The 17,750-nt window shown below is 66.9% G+C and carries 17 protein-coding genes; 3 read left to right on the top strand and 14 right to left on the bottom strand.

Annotated elements, in window-relative coordinates:
* Positions 1–127: 127 nt before the first annotated feature.
* The 4 genes from EV137_RS25855 to EV137_RS25840 form a co-directional block, all read right to left on the bottom strand.
* Positions 128–1,426, bottom strand: a complete 1,299-nt coding sequence (locus EV137_RS25855; protein ID WP_134131129.1) for an alpha-L-fucosidase — start codon at positions 1,424–1,426, stop codon at positions 128–130.
* An 18-nt stretch (positions 1,427–1,444) separates the two neighbouring features.
* Complete coding sequence (locus EV137_RS25850; RefSeq protein WP_134006922.1) at positions 1,445–2,293, bottom strand: carbohydrate ABC transporter permease; 849 nt, start codon at positions 2,291–2,293, stop codon at positions 1,445–1,447.
* Complete coding sequence (locus EV137_RS25845) at positions 2,283–3,227, bottom strand: carbohydrate ABC transporter permease (protein WP_134006924.1); 945 nt, start codon at positions 3,225–3,227, stop codon at positions 2,283–2,285. Before EV137_RS25845 ends, EV137_RS25850 begins: the two co-directional genes overlap by 11 nt.
* A gap of 118 nt (positions 3,228–3,345) precedes the next feature.
* Complete coding sequence (locus EV137_RS25840) at positions 3,346–4,629, bottom strand: ABC transporter substrate-binding protein (protein ID WP_166680020.1); 1,284 nt, start codon at positions 4,627–4,629, stop codon at positions 3,346–3,348.
* A 169-nt stretch (positions 4,630–4,798) separates the two neighbouring features.
* On the opposite strand from EV137_RS25840, the gene EV137_RS25835 reads away from it, so the two are divergent.
* On the top strand, positions 4,799–5,560 hold the full coding sequence (locus tag EV137_RS25835; protein ID WP_134131127.1) for a FadR/GntR family transcriptional regulator: 762 nt from the start codon (positions 4,799–4,801) through the stop codon (positions 5,558–5,560).
* On the opposite strand, the gene EV137_RS25830 is transcribed toward EV137_RS25835, so the two are convergent.
* Genes EV137_RS25830 through EV137_RS25805 form a run of 6 tightly spaced genes read right to left on the bottom strand, consistent with a single transcriptional unit; the run spans position 5,466 to position 13,062 of the window.
* The gene (locus EV137_RS25830) at positions 5,466–7,265 is read right to left on the bottom strand and encodes a GH39 family glycosyl hydrolase (protein ID WP_134131126.1); all 1,800 of its coding nucleotides are present in this window, start codon (positions 7,263–7,265) and stop codon (positions 5,466–5,468) included. The two genes, EV137_RS25835 and EV137_RS25830, sit on opposite strands and share 95 nt — an antisense overlap.
* A 15-nt stretch (positions 7,266–7,280) precedes the next feature.
* On the bottom strand, positions 7,281–8,855 hold the full coding sequence (locus EV137_RS25825; RefSeq protein WP_134006932.1) for a glucoamylase family protein: 1,575 nt from the start codon (positions 8,853–8,855) through the stop codon (positions 7,281–7,283).
* A gap of 31 nt (positions 8,856–8,886) precedes the next feature.
* Positions 8,887–9,699 (bottom strand): carbohydrate ABC transporter permease, encoded by an 813-nt coding sequence (locus EV137_RS25820; protein ID WP_134006934.1) that lies wholly within the window; start codon positions 9,697–9,699, stop codon positions 8,887–8,889.
* A complete protein-coding gene (locus tag EV137_RS25815) occupies positions 9,699–10,640 on the bottom strand; it encodes a carbohydrate ABC transporter permease (protein WP_166680019.1) in 942 nt (313 codons plus the stop codon). The genes EV137_RS25820 and EV137_RS25815 overlap by 1 nt, the downstream gene beginning before the upstream one ends.
* 5 nt (positions 10,641–10,645) lie before the next feature.
* The gene (locus EV137_RS25810; protein WP_134006936.1) at positions 10,646–11,941 is read right to left on the bottom strand and encodes a sugar ABC transporter substrate-binding protein; all 1,296 of its coding nucleotides are present in this window, start codon (positions 11,939–11,941) and stop codon (positions 10,646–10,648) included.
* A 29-nt stretch (positions 11,942–11,970) separates the two neighbouring features.
* Complete coding sequence (locus tag EV137_RS25805) at positions 11,971–13,062, bottom strand: LacI family DNA-binding transcriptional regulator (RefSeq protein WP_134006938.1); 1,092 nt, start codon at positions 13,060–13,062, stop codon at positions 11,971–11,973.
* Positions 13,063–13,176: 114 nt separating this feature from the next.
* On the opposite strand from EV137_RS25805, the gene EV137_RS25800 reads away from it, so the two are divergent.
* Positions 13,177–13,752 carry a histidine phosphatase family protein gene (locus tag EV137_RS25800; RefSeq protein ID WP_134131125.1) on the top strand — a complete coding sequence of 192 codons (576 nt, stop codon included), beginning with the start codon at positions 13,177–13,179 and terminating at the stop codon, positions 13,750–13,752.
* Positions 13,753–13,786: 34 nt separating this feature from the next.
* On the opposite strand, the gene EV137_RS25795 is transcribed toward EV137_RS25800, so the two are convergent.
* Complete coding sequence (locus tag EV137_RS25795) at positions 13,787–14,767, bottom strand: putative endonuclease domain-containing protein (protein WP_134131124.1); 981 nt, start codon at positions 14,765–14,767, stop codon at positions 13,787–13,789.
* Between the two features lie 78 nt (positions 14,768–14,845).
* A complete protein-coding gene (locus EV137_RS25790; protein WP_134131123.1) occupies positions 14,846–15,442 on the bottom strand; it encodes a TetR/AcrR family transcriptional regulator in 597 nt (198 codons plus the stop codon).
* A 158-nt stretch (positions 15,443–15,600) separates the two neighbouring features.
* Here EV137_RS25790 and EV137_RS25785 point away from each other — a divergent pair, with 158 nt between their 5' ends.
* On the top strand, positions 15,601–16,038 hold the full coding sequence (locus EV137_RS25785; protein WP_134131122.1) for a DUF4267 domain-containing protein: 438 nt from the start codon (positions 15,601–15,603) through the stop codon (positions 16,036–16,038).
* Here EV137_RS25785 and EV137_RS25780 read toward each other — a convergent pair.
* Positions 16,020–16,772, bottom strand: coding sequence for a GNAT family N-acetyltransferase (locus EV137_RS25780; protein WP_134131121.1), 753 nt, complete (start codon positions 16,770–16,772; stop codon positions 16,020–16,022). The two genes, EV137_RS25785 and EV137_RS25780, sit on opposite strands and share 19 nt — an antisense overlap.
* Before the next feature lie 109 nt (positions 16,773–16,881).
* Positions 16,882–17,709: an NAD(P)H-binding protein gene (locus EV137_RS25775; RefSeq protein WP_134131120.1), complete on the bottom strand. Its 828-nt coding sequence runs from the start codon at positions 17,707–17,709 to the stop codon at positions 16,882–16,884.
* Between the last annotated feature and the right edge of the window lie 41 nt (positions 17,710–17,750).

Below are 17,750 nucleotides of genomic sequence, written 5' to 3'. Positions count from 1 at the left end.
TTTCCGCCCGTCCGCATTTGCCTGGCCGACCCACCAATTTGCCTGGCCGACCCACCAGATGAGGGGTTCCCCACCCGGAACCAGGGTGAGGAACCCCGAACCAGGTGGGTCAACCCATCAAATGAGATCAGCTGAGGAACAGCTCGATGACCGGGACGAGGACGTTCGGCTTCTGGATCGGGAGTTTGAGGGTGAGTACGTCGGGCCCGACGCCGCCCATTGTGGTGTTCTGTGCCTGCTGATGGGGGTCGTTGACGATGCGCTTGATCTCGGAGGCGTCGTTCAGCAGTTGGGCGTACTTGACCTTGCCGGCCAGCCCCGGCAGGTGGATGTGTCCCATCGGCCACGAGAACAGGTGAAGGTAGAGCCGATTGCCCTTCTGGGTGAAGCGGCAGTCGACCGGGGCGACATAACCGTCAGCGGGCCGGGCGCCGCGGATGGAGCGCTCGTGCAGCCGCATCCACTCACCGATGGACGCCAGCGTCGCCAGCGCCCTCGGGTCGAACTCACCACGACCGGTCGGTCCCACGTTCAGCAGCAGGTTGCCGTCCTTGGAGACCGAGTCGATCAGCATCTTCACCAGCAGCTCGGGTGACTTCCAGTCCAGGTTGTCCCGGTCGTAGCCCCAGCTGCCGTTCAGCGTCTGGCACGCCTCCCACAGCACCGGTACGCCGTCGCGCTGCATCGGCCCGTCCGGCTGGTACTGCTCCGGTGTCACGAAGTCGCCCGGGATGTCCAGCCGGTCGTTGATCAGGATGTCCGGCTGCAGCTCCCGGACCATCGCCATCAGCTCTTCCGAGCGCCAGTCGTCCTTGCCCTTGCCGTGGCCGTCCCGCCCGTCCGGGTACTTCCGGCCGGGGTAGGAGAAGTCGAACCACATGATGTCGATCGGCCCGTAGTTGGTCAGCAGCTCACGCGTCTGCGCGTGCAGGTAGTCGGCGTACACCTGGATGTCCCGCCCGGCCGCCTTCGCGATCGCCTCCTCGTCGTCGCGCTGCGGGTGCACGAGGTCGATCGGGAACTCCGGGTGGTGCCAGTCGATCAGCGAGTGGTAGAACCCGACGCCCAGCCCCTCGGCCCGGCACGCCTCGACGAACGGCCCGACCAGGTCCTTGCCCCACGCGGTCTTCGCCACCGTGTAGTCGGACACCTCGGAGTCCCAGAGGCAGAAACCCTCGTGGTGCTTGGTCGTGAGTACGGCGTACTTCATGCCGGCCTCGCGCGCGGCGCGGGCCCACTTGGCCGGGTCGTACAGGTCCGGCTCGAAGTGGTCGAAGTACGGCTGGTAGTCCTCGTCGGTGAGCTTCTCGCGGTTCTTCACCCACTCGTGCCGGGCCGGCAGCGCGTACAGGCCCCAGTGGACGAACAGGCCGAACCGCCAGTCGCGGAACTTCTCGACGGAGTGCGCAGGAGGCGCGTCGGTCATCTCACATCTCCTTAAGGATTAGCGGCCGCCCAGACCGGTGACGAGCAGACCGCGGACGAGGTGTTTCTGCAGCAGGACGACAAGCAGCACAGTGGGGATCATCGCCATCACCGACGCCGCCATCATCAGGTTCCACTGGGTGCCCTGCTGGCCGACGAACTGCGCCAGGCCGAGCGGCACGGTGCCCTTGTCCTCGACGCTGTTGATGATGATCAACGGCCACAGGAAGCTGCCCCAGAAACTGATGAAGGTGAAGACGGTGAGTACGGCGATGGCCGGCCGCGCGAGCGGCAGCATGATCCGGAAGAACGACCCGAACGGGCCGCACCCGTCGACCCGGGCCGCCTCTTCGAGCTCGGCCGGGACGGTCAGGAAGAACTGCCGCAGCAGGAAGGTGCCGAACGCGGTGAACGCCCAGGGCAGGATCAGTGCCCAGTAACTGTCCACCCAGCCGAGCGCCTGCATCAGCCAGTACATCGGCACGATCAGGACTTCCTGCGGCACCATCAACGTGCCCAGGAACAGGACGAACAGTTGCTCCCGGCCCCTGAACTTCAAGCGGGCGAAGGCGTACGCCGACAGGCTCGAGGCAGCGACCACCACAAAGGTGCCGGCCACTGCCACCAGCAGACTGTTCAGGAAGTAGCGATCGAACGGGGCGAACGTGAACGCGTCCGCGTAGTTCTTCCAGCGGATCTCGGAGCCGAACAGGTGCGGTGTCGGCGTGAACACCTCGTCGGCGGGCTTCAGCGACGTCGACACGGCGTACACCAAGGGGCCGAGGAAGACGATCGCCACGATCACCAGCAGGGTGTGCGAGACGCCGCTGCGGACCTTGCGGGCGGCGCTGTTGGTCTCAGACGTCATAGTTCACCCACCGCTTCTGCCCGAAGAACTGGATCGCGGTTATGCCCATGATGATCACGAACAGCACCCATCCGGCCGCCGACGCCAGCCCCATCGTGAGGAACTGCCAGCCCTGGTTGTAGACGTACATGACGATGGTCTGGGTGGCCACGCCCGGGCCGCCCTGGGTCAGGATGAACGGCTGCGCGAACACCTGGAACGAGGTGATCAGCGTCATCGTGGTGGCGAAGAACATCGACGGGGTGATCATCGGCCAGGTGATGTAGCGGAACCGCTGCAGCGGCCCGGCGCCGTCGATCTGGGCGGACTCCAGTTGCGACTGCGGAACCTGGTCGATCGCGGCCGAGAAGACCAGGAAGTTGTAGCCGAAACCCTGCCAGATCGACATCGCCACGATCGCCGGCATCGCCCAGTTCGACGAGCCCAGGAAGTTCGGCGCGTCGATGCCGAACCAGCTCTGCAGGCCGCCGTCTATCAGCCCACCGGGCTGGAACAGCAGCCGCCAGACCATCACGTTGGCCACCATCGGCGTCATCACCGGGATGAAGAACAGCACCCGGAACACCTGCCGGCCCTTGATCTGCGGGCCCAGCCAGACCGCGAGCCCGAGCGAGACGACCACGTTCAGCGGAACGTACAGCACCACGAACAGCACCGTGTTCAGCACCACTCGGCGGAACACCGGGTCGTGCAGCAGGTGCGAGTAGTTGCCGAAGCCGAGGAAGGAGCGGGTGCCGAACACCGGCCAGTCGAACAGGCTGATGCCCAGTGCCATCGCCGTCGGGAACAACGTGAACAGCGCCAGCCCACCGAGACTCGGCGCCAGGAAGATCGACGCATACCGCCCGTCCCGCCGCAACGCGGGCCGGCGCCCCGCCCGGGGCGCACCCTCAGGTGCGCCCGGGGGAGCGACGGTTGTGGTGTTGGTGGTCATGGGGCCTCCCGGCCTGGACTGAGGAGCGCAGGGAGCGCAGCGACCGGAGCGACGAGGGAAGGCCGGGAGTTACAGCCCCATGACCCGCCGCGCCGGAGGCGTGGCATCAGCAGAGCCATTACGACCCAGCGCCTGCCTGGTCCTGGATGGTCTTCAGGGCCTGGTCCGGCGGGATCTCACCGTTCAGTGCCTGCGTACCGAACCGGTTGAGCAGGTCGGCGACCTGGACCCAGTTCTTCGAGGTGACCAGCGGCACCGAGTGCTCGGAGGCGTAGTCGATGGTCTCCTTCGCGCCGTCGATCTTCGCGGCGGTGAACCAGGCCGGGTGCGCAGCGGTGCGGGAGGGGTACGCGCGGCCCGCCTCGGCCAGCGTGGTCAGCGGCTTCTCAGTGGTCATCGACATGATCGCCTGGAAGGCCGCGTCCGGCGTCTTGCAGGACCGGGCGATGCCGAAGCCCGAGCCGGCGGTGTAGGTCTTCGAGCCGTCCGGACCGGCCGGGATCGGCGCGATGCCGAGGTTGAACTTGACCTTGCCCTTGGTGTCGATCAGCGACCACGGCCCGTTCAGCTGCATCGCGGCCTTGCCGCCGGTGAACTGCTGGGTCTCGAAGTCCGGGTTGCCACCCGGCACCTGCGGGGCGATCTTGTCGGTCTTGACGAAGTCGGCGTACTGCGAGAAGCCCTGCTCGAACTTCGAGTCGGTCAGATTGAGCTTGCCGTCGGCCAGCGGCTCGGCGCCGGTCATGGTCCGCACCCAGGACATGGTGCCCAGGTCGCCGGGGGTCGTCACCAGGCCGGTCTTCCCAGCGGCGGTCAGCTTCTTCGCGGCCGCCTTGAACTCGTCCATCGTCCAGCCCGGCTTCGGATCGGGTACGCCGGCGGCCTTGAACATGTCCTTGTTGTAGAAGATCACCATCGGGCCGGAGTCGTACGGGATCGCGATCTGTTTCCCGTCCGCCTTCAGGCCGTCCATGATCGGCTTGTCGAAGTCCTCGGCCTTCATGCCGTACTTCTTCATCAGGTCGTCCAGCGGCACCATCGCGTTGGCGTACGACGCCATCCGCAGACTCTGCATGCCGATGATGCAGGGTGCCTTGCCGCTGGCCAGCGTGGTCCCGATCTTCGACCAGTAGCTGTCCCACGGGGCGCCCTGGAGCTTGACGGTGATCCCGGCGTGATCGGTGTGGGCCTGGTCAGCGACCTTCTGCCAGGCGGCCTGGTCCTCGGCGCCGGCAACCCAGAACGACCAGGTCAGATCGGCCTTGTCTGCTGCGCCGGAGCTACCGCTACTGCCATCGTTGCTGCCCCCGCAGGCAGCGACGGTGGTCAGGGCAAGAACCGACAGGGCGGCCATGCCGGTCTTCAGGGCCCAGCGGTGCGCCCGCACTGGTGTTGCTTTCATCGCTGACCTCCAGGGGATGTACTGATTCATCCGATCTATAGTCGGAGGTATTCGGCGCAGTCAACACCTCAGCGCCATAATTCATGGCCTGAACCGGCAATTCAGCCCTAGACATCCGATGTATCGTGCCGGAACATCGGATGTCTCAGCAGACTCAGGAGGTGAGGCGATGCGCGTCACCGACGAAGCGATCGATCGGATCAAGCAGATGATCGTCGCCGGTGAACTGCGGCCGGGCGATCGCCTGCCGCGTGAGGCCGACCTCGCTGCCCGCCTCGGCCTGTCCCGGAACTCCTTGCGCGAGGCCGTTAAGGCGCTCGCGCTGATCCGGGTGCTCGAGGTCCGTCAGGGCGACGGGACGTTCGTGACGAGTCTCGACCCGTCGCTGCTGATGGAGACGATGGGCTTCGTCCTCGACCTGCACCAGGACGCCTCGGTGCTGGAGTTCTTCGAGGTACGGCGGATCCTCGAGCCGGCTGCCGCGGCCCGGGCGGCGCTGCGGATGCCGGACGACGAGATCACCGCGATGCGCGCGCTGCTGGACGACCTCGGCGACGACCCGTCGGCAGACGACCAGCTCGCCTGCGACGTCGAGTTCCACCGGCTGCTCGCGATCGGCAGCGGGAACCGTACGTTGGCCTCGATCATCGAGAGCCTGCGGCAGCCGACCTACCGGGCGCGCATCTGGCGCGGCCTCACCCAGACCGGCGCGGTCAGCCGCTCGGTCGCGGAGCACCGCTCGATCCTGGAGGCGATCGCCGCCCGCGAGCCCGAGGTCGCCCAGGCCTGGGCGACCGTGCACATCGCAGGCGTCGAACGCTGGCTCAACGAGGCGGTCAAGCTCGACGTGGACGGAGCTCCAGCAGCACCGCGGCTGGCATCGGCAGCGTCACCTCGACGGCTGAACCGTTCCACTCGAGTGGGGTACTGACCATCCGGCTGCGCTCGGCCAGGTCGGCGAGTTCGGTGTCGGTCGGCCAGTCGCTGAGACCGGCCGCCGCAGCGGCAAGGTCGCCGACGCCGATCGCCAAGGTCGTTGCGGTGGCCTGCCAAGACGGATCAACGCCGGGCAGCTGGATCTGAACCCTCCTGGTCAGTTCTGGCGCCCCCGACGACTTGGTCTGATCGAGGGTCAGGTTCCACAGCAGTACGGCGATGCGGTCGCGATCCCGGGAAGCCCAGGCTTCCACCAGGCTCCCGCCGCCGTCACCGTCGTACGTCACCGGCAGCTCGACCGGCCCGAGCCGGCTGAGCAGCGTCATCGCGTGGTAGCGCGGTTTCGCCAGTCCACCAACGGTTTGCAGCCCGAAGCCGCCGTGCAGCAACCGCGGCGGCCGACCGAGCTCCTCGAAGTGGTCGGACGCGACCCAGTACGAGAGCGCGTCGATCCGCCCGGCCGCGGACCGCATGCCGCGGAGCAGGAATACTCCGGAGAACACCGAATCGTTGATCGGGTTGAAGTGCGTCGGCGTCACGCCCCACTCGGTCCAGACGATGCGCGCATCGCCGTACCCGTGCCGCTCCAGCGACGCGCGTACGTCGAGCGGCGGCGATCCGTACGTGTGCGTGGACACGAAGTCGACCGGCGTACCGAACCGTTTGGCGTGGACAAGCAGGTCGTCCACCCAGCCGGCTGCGGCTGAGGACGGTCCGCCGACCGCGAGGCGTGGGTCGACGGACTTCACGGCGGCAGCGGACACGTCGTACAGCTGGAGCCATTCGGCCTTGGTGCCGGACCAGAAGACCTCGAGGTTGGCCTCGTTCCAGACCTCGAAGTCCCAGGTCAGCACCTCGTCGAGGCCGTACCGGTCGACCAGGTGCTGCACGAGCGCGCGGACCAGGTCGTGCCAGCGCTGGTACGACGCCGGCGGCGAGATGATCGCGCCGTACTCGAAGACCGTTTTCGTCGGGTCGCTCGCCAGCTCCCGCGGCATGAACCCGAGCTCGACCACCGGCCGCAGCCCGATCGCGAGCAGCCTGTCGTAGATCGCATCCACGACGGAGAAGTCGTACGAATCACCGTCGATCACGTGCGTGTCGTCGTGGAAGATCGCGTGTGCGCGGACCGTGCGCACGCCGATCTCGTCGTGCATCCGGCGCAACGCGTCCTCGAGTTCGCGGCCGATCTCGTGCCCGCCGGTCAGGTCCTTGCAGAGCAGCTGGCTGAGCCGCTCGCTGCCGACCATCGGCTCCCACGGCGGCCGCAATTCAGTGCCCTCGGCAACCACATCGACGGTCACGGTGACTTGTGGAGAGATGCCGCCGGCAACCAGTGGTACGGCGCCGACGGTCTGACTCGGACGCCCGTGGGTCGTCACCTCGGGCACGCTCGCGACGGCGTAGCGGTACGGCGTACCCGGAGTGCCCGTGGTGTCGACGTACGGCGGCGACGGGACCGACAGCACGTCGCCGCTGTGATGATCGACCGGCTCCAGCGGACCGCGTTCTCCGGTCCCCCTGAGGATCAGGTAGCCGACCGCGCCGTCCACCGGCGACCAGTCGATCGTCACCTGGCCGACGCCGCCGACCGCCGTGACCTCCTTCGGCGGATCGAGCTCCGGGAAGGCGAACGCGCGGTCCTCGTCACTGCGGACCGCGATCCGTTCGTCCCAGTCGGTCTTGGCGTCGTGCTGCATCTAGGTCGTCTCCCGTTACTCGAGGCCGGATTCGAACTGTTCCATCCCGATCAGGGGACGGATCCGGCTCTCCACCGTCCGGCTGGCGAAGTTCCGCCGGACCAGGTTGTCGCCGAACACGTTGCCGATGGCACCCATCACCATCGCCTGGTCGAGGGACAGGTACCGCTTCGCGATCAGCCCTGACTTGACGGCGACCGCGTCGTAGAACCCGCCACCGCCGTACGCGTGCAGGGTCTTCTCGATCGTGCTCAGGTTGTCGATCGCCTGCCGCGGCGCGTACGCCATCGCCAGGAACGCCGCGTGCGGAGTGACGACGCCGTCGCCGTACGTCGGGTTCGGGTTGGTGCCTTCGCGGCAGCCCTCGAAGCCTCCGTCGAAGTTGGTGCCCTCGAGGTCGGACGGGTAGCCGCCCGGGTCCATGCCGAGCGGCTCGACGCCGTAGACGGAGTACCCGCCCTTGGGATTCGAGGCCGGCGAGAAACCCCAGTAGCCGTACTTCGCGTCGTCGAGGCCGTGCTCGATGTGCGCGCGGACCGTGAGCGGGTGGTTGATACCCCAGCTGCGCGGCGCCCAGGTCGACTCGGGGACGAACAGGTCGGGCATCAGCGACTCGAACATGTCACCGCCCCAGGACGGGACGATCCGCATCCCGCGGTAGTCGTACGTGCCTTCGAAAACGTCGAGGCCGAGGTACGTCCGGTGCACGCCCTTCGGTTTCTGCTCCACCCACGACCAGTCGCAGCTGTCCGGGAAGGTGCGGTACGTCGCGAAGTACTGCGTGTGCGGGACCTGGTCGAGCGCGAACCCGACGTACCCGGCGATCCTGGCCTCGGTGTTGCAGGTGTCGTAGTGGAACTTGCGGTAGTACACGTCCGGGCCGACGCCGGCGTGGTTACCCTTGTCGGTCTCCTCGTCCGGCGGTGGCGTCTCGAAGAAGCCGCCGCGCATCAGGCCGCCCGGGCGAGCCGCGGGGTTGTAGTAGAACGCGAAGTTCATCTTGTTCAGCAGCGAGTCCGCGAGCGCCCGTGCTCCCGGCTCGGCGTTGCGGACGACCATCAACGCGCAGGCGAACCAGGCGTTGTCGACACTCGAGACGAACGGCGTGATCGGTTTGGTCCCGTCAGGGTCGACGTACCGGACCTCGCCGGTGGCTTCGTCGTACCAGTTGAAGTACATGCCGCTCGGCTCGTGATGTACGACGTTCTTCATGGTCGTCAGCGTCTGCGTGATGCGGCGCAGCGACTCCTGCGGCGAGATGATGCCGAGGTGCTTGGCGACGACCGTGCTCCACAGGTAGCCGCCGATGTTGGTGGGGGAGGTGTAGTTGCTGCGCACCGGGTTCGTCACCGATTCGCCGATGTTGTCGGCGGGCAGGCCGGTGTGCTCGTCGGTCATCGCGACGATGCTGCGCCAGGTGTCACGAGCCCACCGGCCTACAGTGGCTTTGTCCTCGCGACTCGGTTTCCAGCCGCCTTTCAAGAGCTCTGCCGGTGAAGGCGTTCCTCCGAAGGCGGGCGTTGCGGTTCCGATCAATGTTGCGGCGGTGCCGGCGGCTAAGACTGTGCGGCGACTGATGATGGCGGTCATCTGGGGTCTCCTCTTCGAGTCCGGACCTGTGCTACTTGAGTCCGGTGATGGCTATGCCTCGGGTGACGTGGCGCTGGAAGGCCAGGAACATCACCAGCACCGGTACGACGACCACGACCGCGCCGGCCATCAACAGGCCGTAGTTCTGCGCGTTCTGTCCGGTCGAGTACAGCGCCAGGGCGACGGGAAGCGTGTACTTGTCCTCGGTCTGGGCGATCACCAGCGGCCAGAGGAAGTTGTTCCAGGATCCGAGGAAGGTGAGGATGCCGAGCGTGGCCAGCGCGGGCCGGGTCAGCGGCAGCATGATCCGGGCGAAGATGCCCAGCTCACTGGTGCCGTCGACGCGGCCGGCGTCGATCAGGTCGTCGGGCAGCCCCAGGAAGAACTGCCGCATCAGGAACACGCCGAACGGCGAGACCAGGAACGGCAGGATCAGGCCGGGGTACGAGTTCGCGAGCCCGGCGTTGGTGACGAGGACGAACAGCGGGACGAACGTGACCATGCCCGGGATCATCAGCGTGGCCACCACCAGCACGAACAACGCGTTGCGGCCCTTGAACCGCAGCTTCGCCAGCGCGTAGCCGATCATCGAGCAGAACGTCAGGTTGCCTGCCGTGACGGCCAGTGCGACCAGGGTCGAGTTGAGGAAGTAGCGCGGGAAGTTCGCCTTGCTGAACAGCTCGTCGTAGTTCTGCGACGTGGGCTGGTCCGGCCACCACGTCGGCGGGACCCGGAGCAGCTCGCCCTGGGTCTTGAAGCTGCCGAGCACCATCCACAGGAACGGCGCCGCGACGGCGACCAGGCCGAGCACTCCGATCAGGTAGATCCACCAGGTACGGCGCATCACTTCTCCCTCAGCAGCCGGAACTGGATGAACGTGACGACCGCGATGACGACGAACAGGATGTACGCCATCGACGTGGCCAGCCCGTAGTTCCCGAAGCCGAACTGGTTGTAGGTGTACATCGACACCGAGAGCGTGCTGTCCAGGGGACCGCCCTTGGTCATCACGAACGGTTCCTCGAAGAACTGCAGGTAACCGATCCCGATGGTCACGCAGTTGAACAGGATCGTCAGCCGCAGCAACGGCAGGATCAGGTACCGGAATCGTTGCCAGGGGCCCGCACCGTCGATCTGTCCGGCCTCCTCGACCGATTCCGGGATGCCCTGCAGGCCGGCGAGGAAGATGATCATCGCGGAGCCGAAGTTCCGCCAGACCGCCATCGCGATCAGCGACGGCATCGCCCAGGTCTTGGACGCCAGCCAGTTCGGGCCGTCGATGCCGACCCAGCCGAGCGCGGTGTTCAGCAGACCGTTGTCCGGTGACAGGACGAACCGCCAGATCACCGCGATCGCGACGATCGACGTCACCACGGGAAGGTAGTAGCCGACCTTGAACAGCGCCTGGAACCGCTTGATGCCGCGATCCAGCAGCACCGCCGCACCCAGCGCCACCACCAGAGTCAACGGGACGCCGACGATCACGAAGTACGCCGTGTTGAAAGCCGCCTTGCGGAACGTCTCGTCCGACAACGCCTTCACGTAGTTGTCGAACCCGACCCCGTTCACCGAGAACGGCGTCCGCAGATCCCGCTGCTTGATGTCAGTGAAACTCATCCCGAAGGACCCGAGCACCGGCCCCGCGGTAAACGCCAAGAACAACACCACGAACGGCAGTACGAGAATCCAGGCAGCCGCGGCCTCGCGGGTGATCCGGCGCCGCGGGCGCCCAGGCGGCGACTTACGCCGTACCGCCTGGGACTGCCTATCGGTGACGACAGTCATCGTACTCAGCTACCGCCCGTGCCGATGGCGGATGCTTTGGTTTGGATGGCTTTGGCGGTGTCGGCGGGGGACTGGCCGGACTTGGCCATCTTCTCGACCTCGGTGTCGAACGCCTTCGCGACCTGCTCCCAGTTCACGATCGCCGGCGGCGCCTTGGCGTCCTCGAGCTGCTTACCGAACACCGGCAGCAGCGGGTCGGACGCGATACTCGGGTCCTCCCACGCGCTCTTCACCGCCGGCAGGTCCGACGACAGCTTGAACCACGACGCCTGCGTCTTCGCGTCGGACAGGAACTTGACCAGCTTCCAGGCGCTGTCCTTGTTCTTCGACGACTTGAACACCACGAAGTCCGACCCACCGACGAACGACGTCGCCGTCTTGTTCTTCGGGATCTGGAACACCCCGATGTTCGGCTTGATCGCGTCGCCGCCGGCCTTCGCCACCGACCCCGCCATCCACGGACCGGAGATGAACATCGGCACCTGCCCGTTCACGAACTGCGCCTCGGTCTGGTTCGGCGGCAGGTCGGTGCCGGCCAGCTTCTCGGTGAAGAAGCTCTGGTAGTACTTCAGCCCCTCCTGCATCTCCGGGGTGTCGAAGGTGAACTCCTTCTGGTCGTCCCCGGTGATGTTCGCGCCGGCCGACCAGGCGAACGGCATCACCGTCTGCCAGGACCCGTCGCCGCCCGGCTGCAAGTTGATCCCGTACTTCGCGCCGGCCTTCTCCTTCATCGCCTTGGCCATCGCCTTCAACCCGTCCCAGTCCGTCGGGGGAGTGCTGAAGCCGGCCTTCGCGGCGAGATCCTTGCGGTAGAACACCAGCCGCGTCTCGACGTACCAGGGAACGCCGTACTGCGTTCCGCCGACCTTCGTGGTGTCGAGCGCGCCCTCGTAGAACCCGGAGTTGTCGAAGCCCTGGGGCGTCGGGTCGAGCGCGCCGAGGTCGGCGAACTCACCCATCCAGGTGGTGCCGACCATGGCCGCGTCGGGCAGCGTGTTCGCGGTGATCGCGGTCGTGAACTTGTTGTGCGCCGCATCCCAGGGGATCGGGGTGACGGTCACGTTGACGCCCGGGTTGGCCTGCTTGAACTGCTCCATCAGCTTGGGCAGGTTCTCGCCCTCGGTGCCCATCGCCCAGACGGTCAGGTTCCCGGTCGCGGGTCCCTCGCTGACACTCGTGGTCGGTTGCGACCCGCCGCTCGGCGTGTCCTCGGATCGTCCACACCCGGCCAAGGCGAGCGCTGTCGCGGTCAGTGCAGCGCTGCCGATCACCAGCCGGCGGCGGATGCTGTGGGTGAACATGTGTTGTCTCCTCACGTATTACTGCGGAGTTACTGCTGTGCATCCCCCGGGCTCGTGCCGCAGCTGTCCCGCAGCACCAGTTCTGTTGCCAGTACGTCGTTGCGCGCCCGGGTCCGAGCCCCGGTCACCCGCTCGTGCAGCCGTTCCGCGGCCACCCGCCCCAACTCGGCCATCGGCTGCCGCACAGTCGTCAACCCCGGCGACACATACCGAGCCGCCATCACGTCGTCCCACCCGGTCACGACAATCTCCCCAGGCACCCCGACACCATTCGCGCCGAACATCGCCAGCACCGCTAGCGCCAACTCGTCGTTCGCACAAACCAACCCATCCGCCCGCCCGCCCACCTCGCCCAGCGCGCGGCCCCCGCCGCCTGCCCCGCCCAGCGCGCGGCGCCCGCTGCGGGTGGTTGCCTGAAGCATCTTCTCGGCAACCGTCCGTCCGGCCTCCTCTGTCAGCGGGACCCGCACCGGCTTCGGCACCTGCAGCCCGCGGAGCTCATGCGCCTTCGCGAACCCGGCGTACCGCTCGGAAACGTCGTACGAACTGGCCGGATCACCAACGAACAGAAGACTCTCGCGCCCGTGATCAAGCAGTCTGGTAGTGAGCTGCTCGGCACTCGCCGCGCTCTCGCTCCGCACCGAGTCGCATCCGGTGACCGGCGGATGCGCGATCAGCACGACCGGTACGCCGGCCTTCCGCAACCCCTGCACCGTCGGCAGATCGAGAGCGTTGCCATGGACAACGATCCCGTCAACACGCCCGGCCAGGTCCATCACGGTGCGCCGCGGATCCGGGTTGCCGTGCGTGACAGTGATGACGACGCTCTGACCGTGTTCACCGGCCCAGCGCTCGTACCCCATCAGCAGGTCGCCGTAGAACGGACCGGCGAGATCCGGCAGCACCAGCCCGTGCGCCTCGTGCCGCTGTACGGCGAGACTCCGCGCGGCTCGCAGCGGTACGTAGTTCAGCTCCTGCGCCGCCTGGTCCACCCGCGCCCGCGCCTTCGCCGACACCGGCCCGGTCCCTTGCAGGACACGCGAAACCGTCGCGATCGACAGCTTCGCGCGGGCCGCGACATCGTAGATCGTCGCCGGCCGGCCGGTGGGTCCGGAAGGCACTGGGTTCGCTCCTGGGAAAAGTGGAAGCGCTTACAGTTTTTACACCTTGCCTTGTATCGATCGAACGGTCAAGGGTTCGGCGCCGGTGGATCTCTGGTCTGCGAGGATGCAGGCGTGACCACACAGGAGCGGAAAGACCGGGTCTTCCTGGTCCGGCACGGCGAAACCGAGTGGAGCCGGTCGGGCCGGCACACGTCCGTCACCGACCTCCCGCTGACACCGGACGGCGAGCGAGTCGCCGCGAGTCTGCGGGAGCGGCTGGCGGAGGAGTCCTTCGACCTGGTGCTGACATCACCGCGGCAGCGCGCCCGGCGTACGGCGGAACTCGCGGGCTTCCCCGAAGCGCAGGTCGACGACGACCTGGTCGAGTGGAACTACGGCGACTACGAGGGCATCACCACTGCCCAGATCCGGGAGACCGTCCCTGGCTGGACAGTCTGGGACGATCCGGTACCCCACGGCGAAACAGCCGCCGAGGTCGCCGCCCGTCTCGACCGCGTCAACGCCCGCCTGGCCGCCGTACCCGGAGACGTCCTCGTCTTCGGCCACTCCCACGCCCTCCGCGGCCTCACCGCCCGCTGGCTGGAACTGGACGTCACCGAAGGCCGCCACTTCGTCCTCAACACCGCCACCATCTCCACCCTGGGCTGGGAACGAGGCTCCCCAGCGGTATTGCGCTGGAACAGCTAGCTCGCCCTTTCCGGAACATTTCTTGCCGCGTGCACTAGCTGGCAGAAATGTTCCGGAAAGCTGTGATGGGGCAGCTGGGTGAGCAGGGGGTGGGGTCGAGGAACGGGTTCGTACGACGAAGAACCTGGAGAACCTGTACGGCGGCATCGCACGCGCGATTCGTGACGTCGAACCACCCGTAGCGCAGCGTCGCCTCGGTCCGTAGCGTGGCGCGATTGTCCCGATCGAGATCACGCCACCGCTGCTGCGGCACGAGATGGAGCCGGCCGTCGAGTTCCACGTTCAGGCTGAACCCGGTGTAGTGCACGTCCGTGAACTCGTGGTCGACGGATCGCTGCCGGTGCCCGCGCGGCAGACCGTGACGACGTTCGACGTCCCGTGCGTAGCGAATCTCCAGCAGCGAGTGTGATCCAGCGACGACGTCGGCGATGATCGGCCGGAGACTGCTGCGGTGTCGCAGACGTGGGCGGTGCGCGAGCGAGCCCAGGATGTCCTCTGCGCCGACGCGGCCGCTCTGACACGCCTCCGCGATGACCGCGGCCGCCTCGTCCAGCGACGGCGCGATGCCCACGATGTCGAGGACCGCCTCCGTGGGCGTACGTCGCGGTGGGGCGACTGCGGCGAGACGGGCGGCCCAGTGCTCGTCGCGATGAACGACGAGACCTGCGCGTGGCAGGACCTTGCGGTGCTCCGGGATGGTCACGTACACGCGGCGCTCCGGATCCGGCTTGATCAGACCGAGTTGCTCCGCGGCGGTGTAATGACTCCACGCTGCCTCGGGCCCGGCGTACAACAGGGCCGCCAGCAAGCGCTCGCCGTACCCGATCGGGCCTGTGTGCGTGACGTATACGCCGGGATGCACTGCTCGCCACCGCCTGTTGCGCAACGGTCTTCTGATGCGCGGCTCGGACCAGCCCGCGGCGAGTAGTTGGGCGCGCGACACGATCTGGCCCTGGTCGTGGATCAGCGCATCGATCCCCTTCTCGCGCAACGGTTGCATCCACCACCATTCCACGCGGCCAAGGATGACCGATTTCGTGCGTGCCCGCCGTACCCCCTGTGGACAACCAGGGCGTCCGCTGCTTTCCGGAACTTATTTTGCGCTGGTTGGCGAATTCTTTCCGGAAAGGCGGGCTACGAGGAGCTCAACCCGGGCGTCACGTTGGCCGGGGCGGAGGCGGCGGGCGTGGGCGAGGGTGGCTTGGCCGTGGAGGGCGCTCCAGAGGACCTCGGTGAGGGTTTCGGGGTCTTCGCCGGCGGCGAAGGGCTCGATGGCGGCCTGGAACTCGGCGAAGGCGGTCTTCAGTAGCAGCGGGCTATCACTGCTAGCGAATTCCAGGTCGGTCGGGCGGACGAAGATCGCCTCGTAGACGGCCGGGTGGTTGGACGCGTACTCGAGGTAGGCCTTGGCCAGAGCACTGAGTCCGGCTGCGGGGTCCGGTGCGCTGGTGCGGGCGTAGCGCAGTACGGCGATCAGTTCTTCGATGCCCTGGATGGCGACGGCGTCGGCGATCGCGTTCATGTTCTCGAAGTGTCCGTAGAGGACCGGCTGGCTGTAATCGATGGCCTCGGCGAGCCGGCGGGTCGTGACGGCGCCCCAGCCGATGGATTCGGCGAGCTCGCGGGCGGTCCGGAGGATCAGCTCGTGACGCTCGGCACGGGCCCGTTCACGGCGTGACTGAGTCGGCATGGCCCAAATCCTAGCATTGCTAGTTGGTCTAGCGCTGCTAGCCGATCTAGCAGTGCTAGACAATCTAGCAACGACAGGGTTAGCATCGCTAGGAAATCTAGCGCTGCTAGATCCTGCCCATGCTGTTGAGGAGTCCTGCGATGTTGAGGAGTACTGCGATGCGCCGCTTTACCACCGTCTTGACGGTTCTGCTTGGTGTCTTTCCGCTGACGTTCGGGTCCCAGTTCGTGTTCAACGGGTTGTTCGGCGGGGATGGCGCCGCCGCGAGCTTCGGGATCGACCCGTGGCCGACCGGCACCGCCGCCGGGTACTTCGCGGTGAAGGGCGTTCGCGACATCGCCCTCGGGCTCGTCATCCTGGCCCTGTTCGCGCTCGGCCAGCGGCGCTCGACGGGGGTCGTCATGGCGATCACCACGATCGTCCCGATCGTCGACATGATCACCGTCTTCACCCACCACGGCCCCGCGGCCACGGCACTCGGCGTTCACGGGCTCACAGCACTCGTCGTCCTCTTCGACGCGGTCCTACTACTCCGCGAACGCAGTACCGCCGACACCGCGCAGACCGGAGAGAGCGTTCAGCCGGTCCACTCGTAGAGGTCGATCGTGCAGTACTCGCGGAAGCCGAGGGCCTCGTATACGGGTCGCCCGGCGGGGGAGGATTCCAGTACGGCGTACTCCGTGCCTGCTGCACGCAGTACGTCGTACGTGATTGCTGCCCCGATCCCGCGCCGGCGCGCTTCCGGCACCGTCATCACGAAGTACAGCCCGGCGACGCCCGCCCCGAGGTACACCGTGGCGGTCGCGACCGGCGTACCGTCCAGCCATCCGAGGTAGTGCTGCCACGGGTCGTCGTACCCGAGCTTCCGGTACACCGACGCGACCCACCGTGCCTCGCGCTCTCCCTCGCCGAACCCCTGCCCGAGCGTCGCCTCCCACACCGTCAACGACTCGTCGTCCTGCACCCGCGTCAACGACAGCCCCGGTACGGCGCGGGGCGCGATTAGCTCCGAGATCCGCACCGCCATCCCCGGCTCGCTCCCAGCTGCGACGAACCCCGCCGCGGTCAGGGACGCGCCGCCGATCGGCATCGACGGCCCGACATGCCAGTTGCCTGGTACGCCGTGTTTCTTCAACTCCGCCAGGGATTCGGCAACCACGTCCACAGAGGACGCCCGCACCACCGCATTGTGATAGTCGATCGGCGAACCACCGATCGTCCACTCCGCAAGGTCGTCGACCCGCTGCGACCCACCGCCCGCCGCGCCCATCGCCATCAGCAACTCGGCCGCGTTCTCCTCGATCGCCCGCACCACATCAGCGTCGTCCACCCGAACCACCTGAGTCTCGTCGACTATGCGATGCCTCAGTGTCGTTCACCTACGCCACCTGCGTCTCCTCTATTACCCGCTGCGTCAGCGTTGTCGACCTCAGCGTTGTTCAAGTGCTGCTGAACAGAGTGCGGTGCGTCTCGATCCATTGCCGGAAGGTCCTGGCTGGTCGGCCCAGGACCTGCTCGACGTCGTTCGTCAGCGTCCGCTCGCCGCCGCTCCGGATCAGGGCTGCGCCTCGTAGGGCGACGGACACCACCGTCTCGTCCAGATCTGCCGCCCGCAACTGCTCCGCATAGACCTCCAGCGGTACGTCGACCACTCGCAACGCCAGCCCGAATACGTCCGACATCACCGCCACCTGGTCCGGAACGCTCAACAGCGCGGGGCCGGTCAGCGTGTAGACGCGCCCATCGTGGGCTCCGGAGACCAGGACCTCGGCTGCCACCGCCGCGACATCTGCAGGGTCGATGAACGCGTGCTGACCATCCCCGGTCTGGTTGGGAATCGGCTGCCCGGTGCGCACAGCCGGCAACCAGCGCAGCACGTTCGACGCGAAGCCGGTTGGCCGCAGGATCGTCCACGCCAGGCCACTCTCACGCACTGCACGCTCACCGGCCGCATGCCAGTTCCCCGGCATCCCCTGGTCGGTGCTCCCGATCGCCGACAACTTCACGATCCGGTGCACCCCGGCGTCGATCGCGGCCGCGACCAGAGCCCGGTCGTGATCCGGCACCCATGGTCCCGGCGCGCTCAGCAGGAAAATCGTGTCAGCTCCGTCGATTGCCTTTCGCAACGAAACCGGATCCTCGAAGTCGCCCTGGACGAAGTCGGGAAGGGCTTTTCGCGTCATCCGGCGCACCGGGATGCCGCTGGCAATCAGTTGCCGGCTGAGCTCACTGCCGACGGTGCCGGTCGCACCCGTGATCAGAATCATGCCGCCACCCTGACCAACAGAACGACCAGTGGATAGGAAGT

Origin of the sequence: Kribbella pratensis (genome assembly GCF_004366075.1) — a bacterium.
GTDB lineage: Bacteria > Actinomycetota > Actinomycetes > Propionibacteriales > Kribbellaceae > Kribbella > Kribbella pratensis.
Note: the sequence above shows the minus strand (reverse complement) of the source record. Positions and strands in the feature narration are given on the sequence as shown.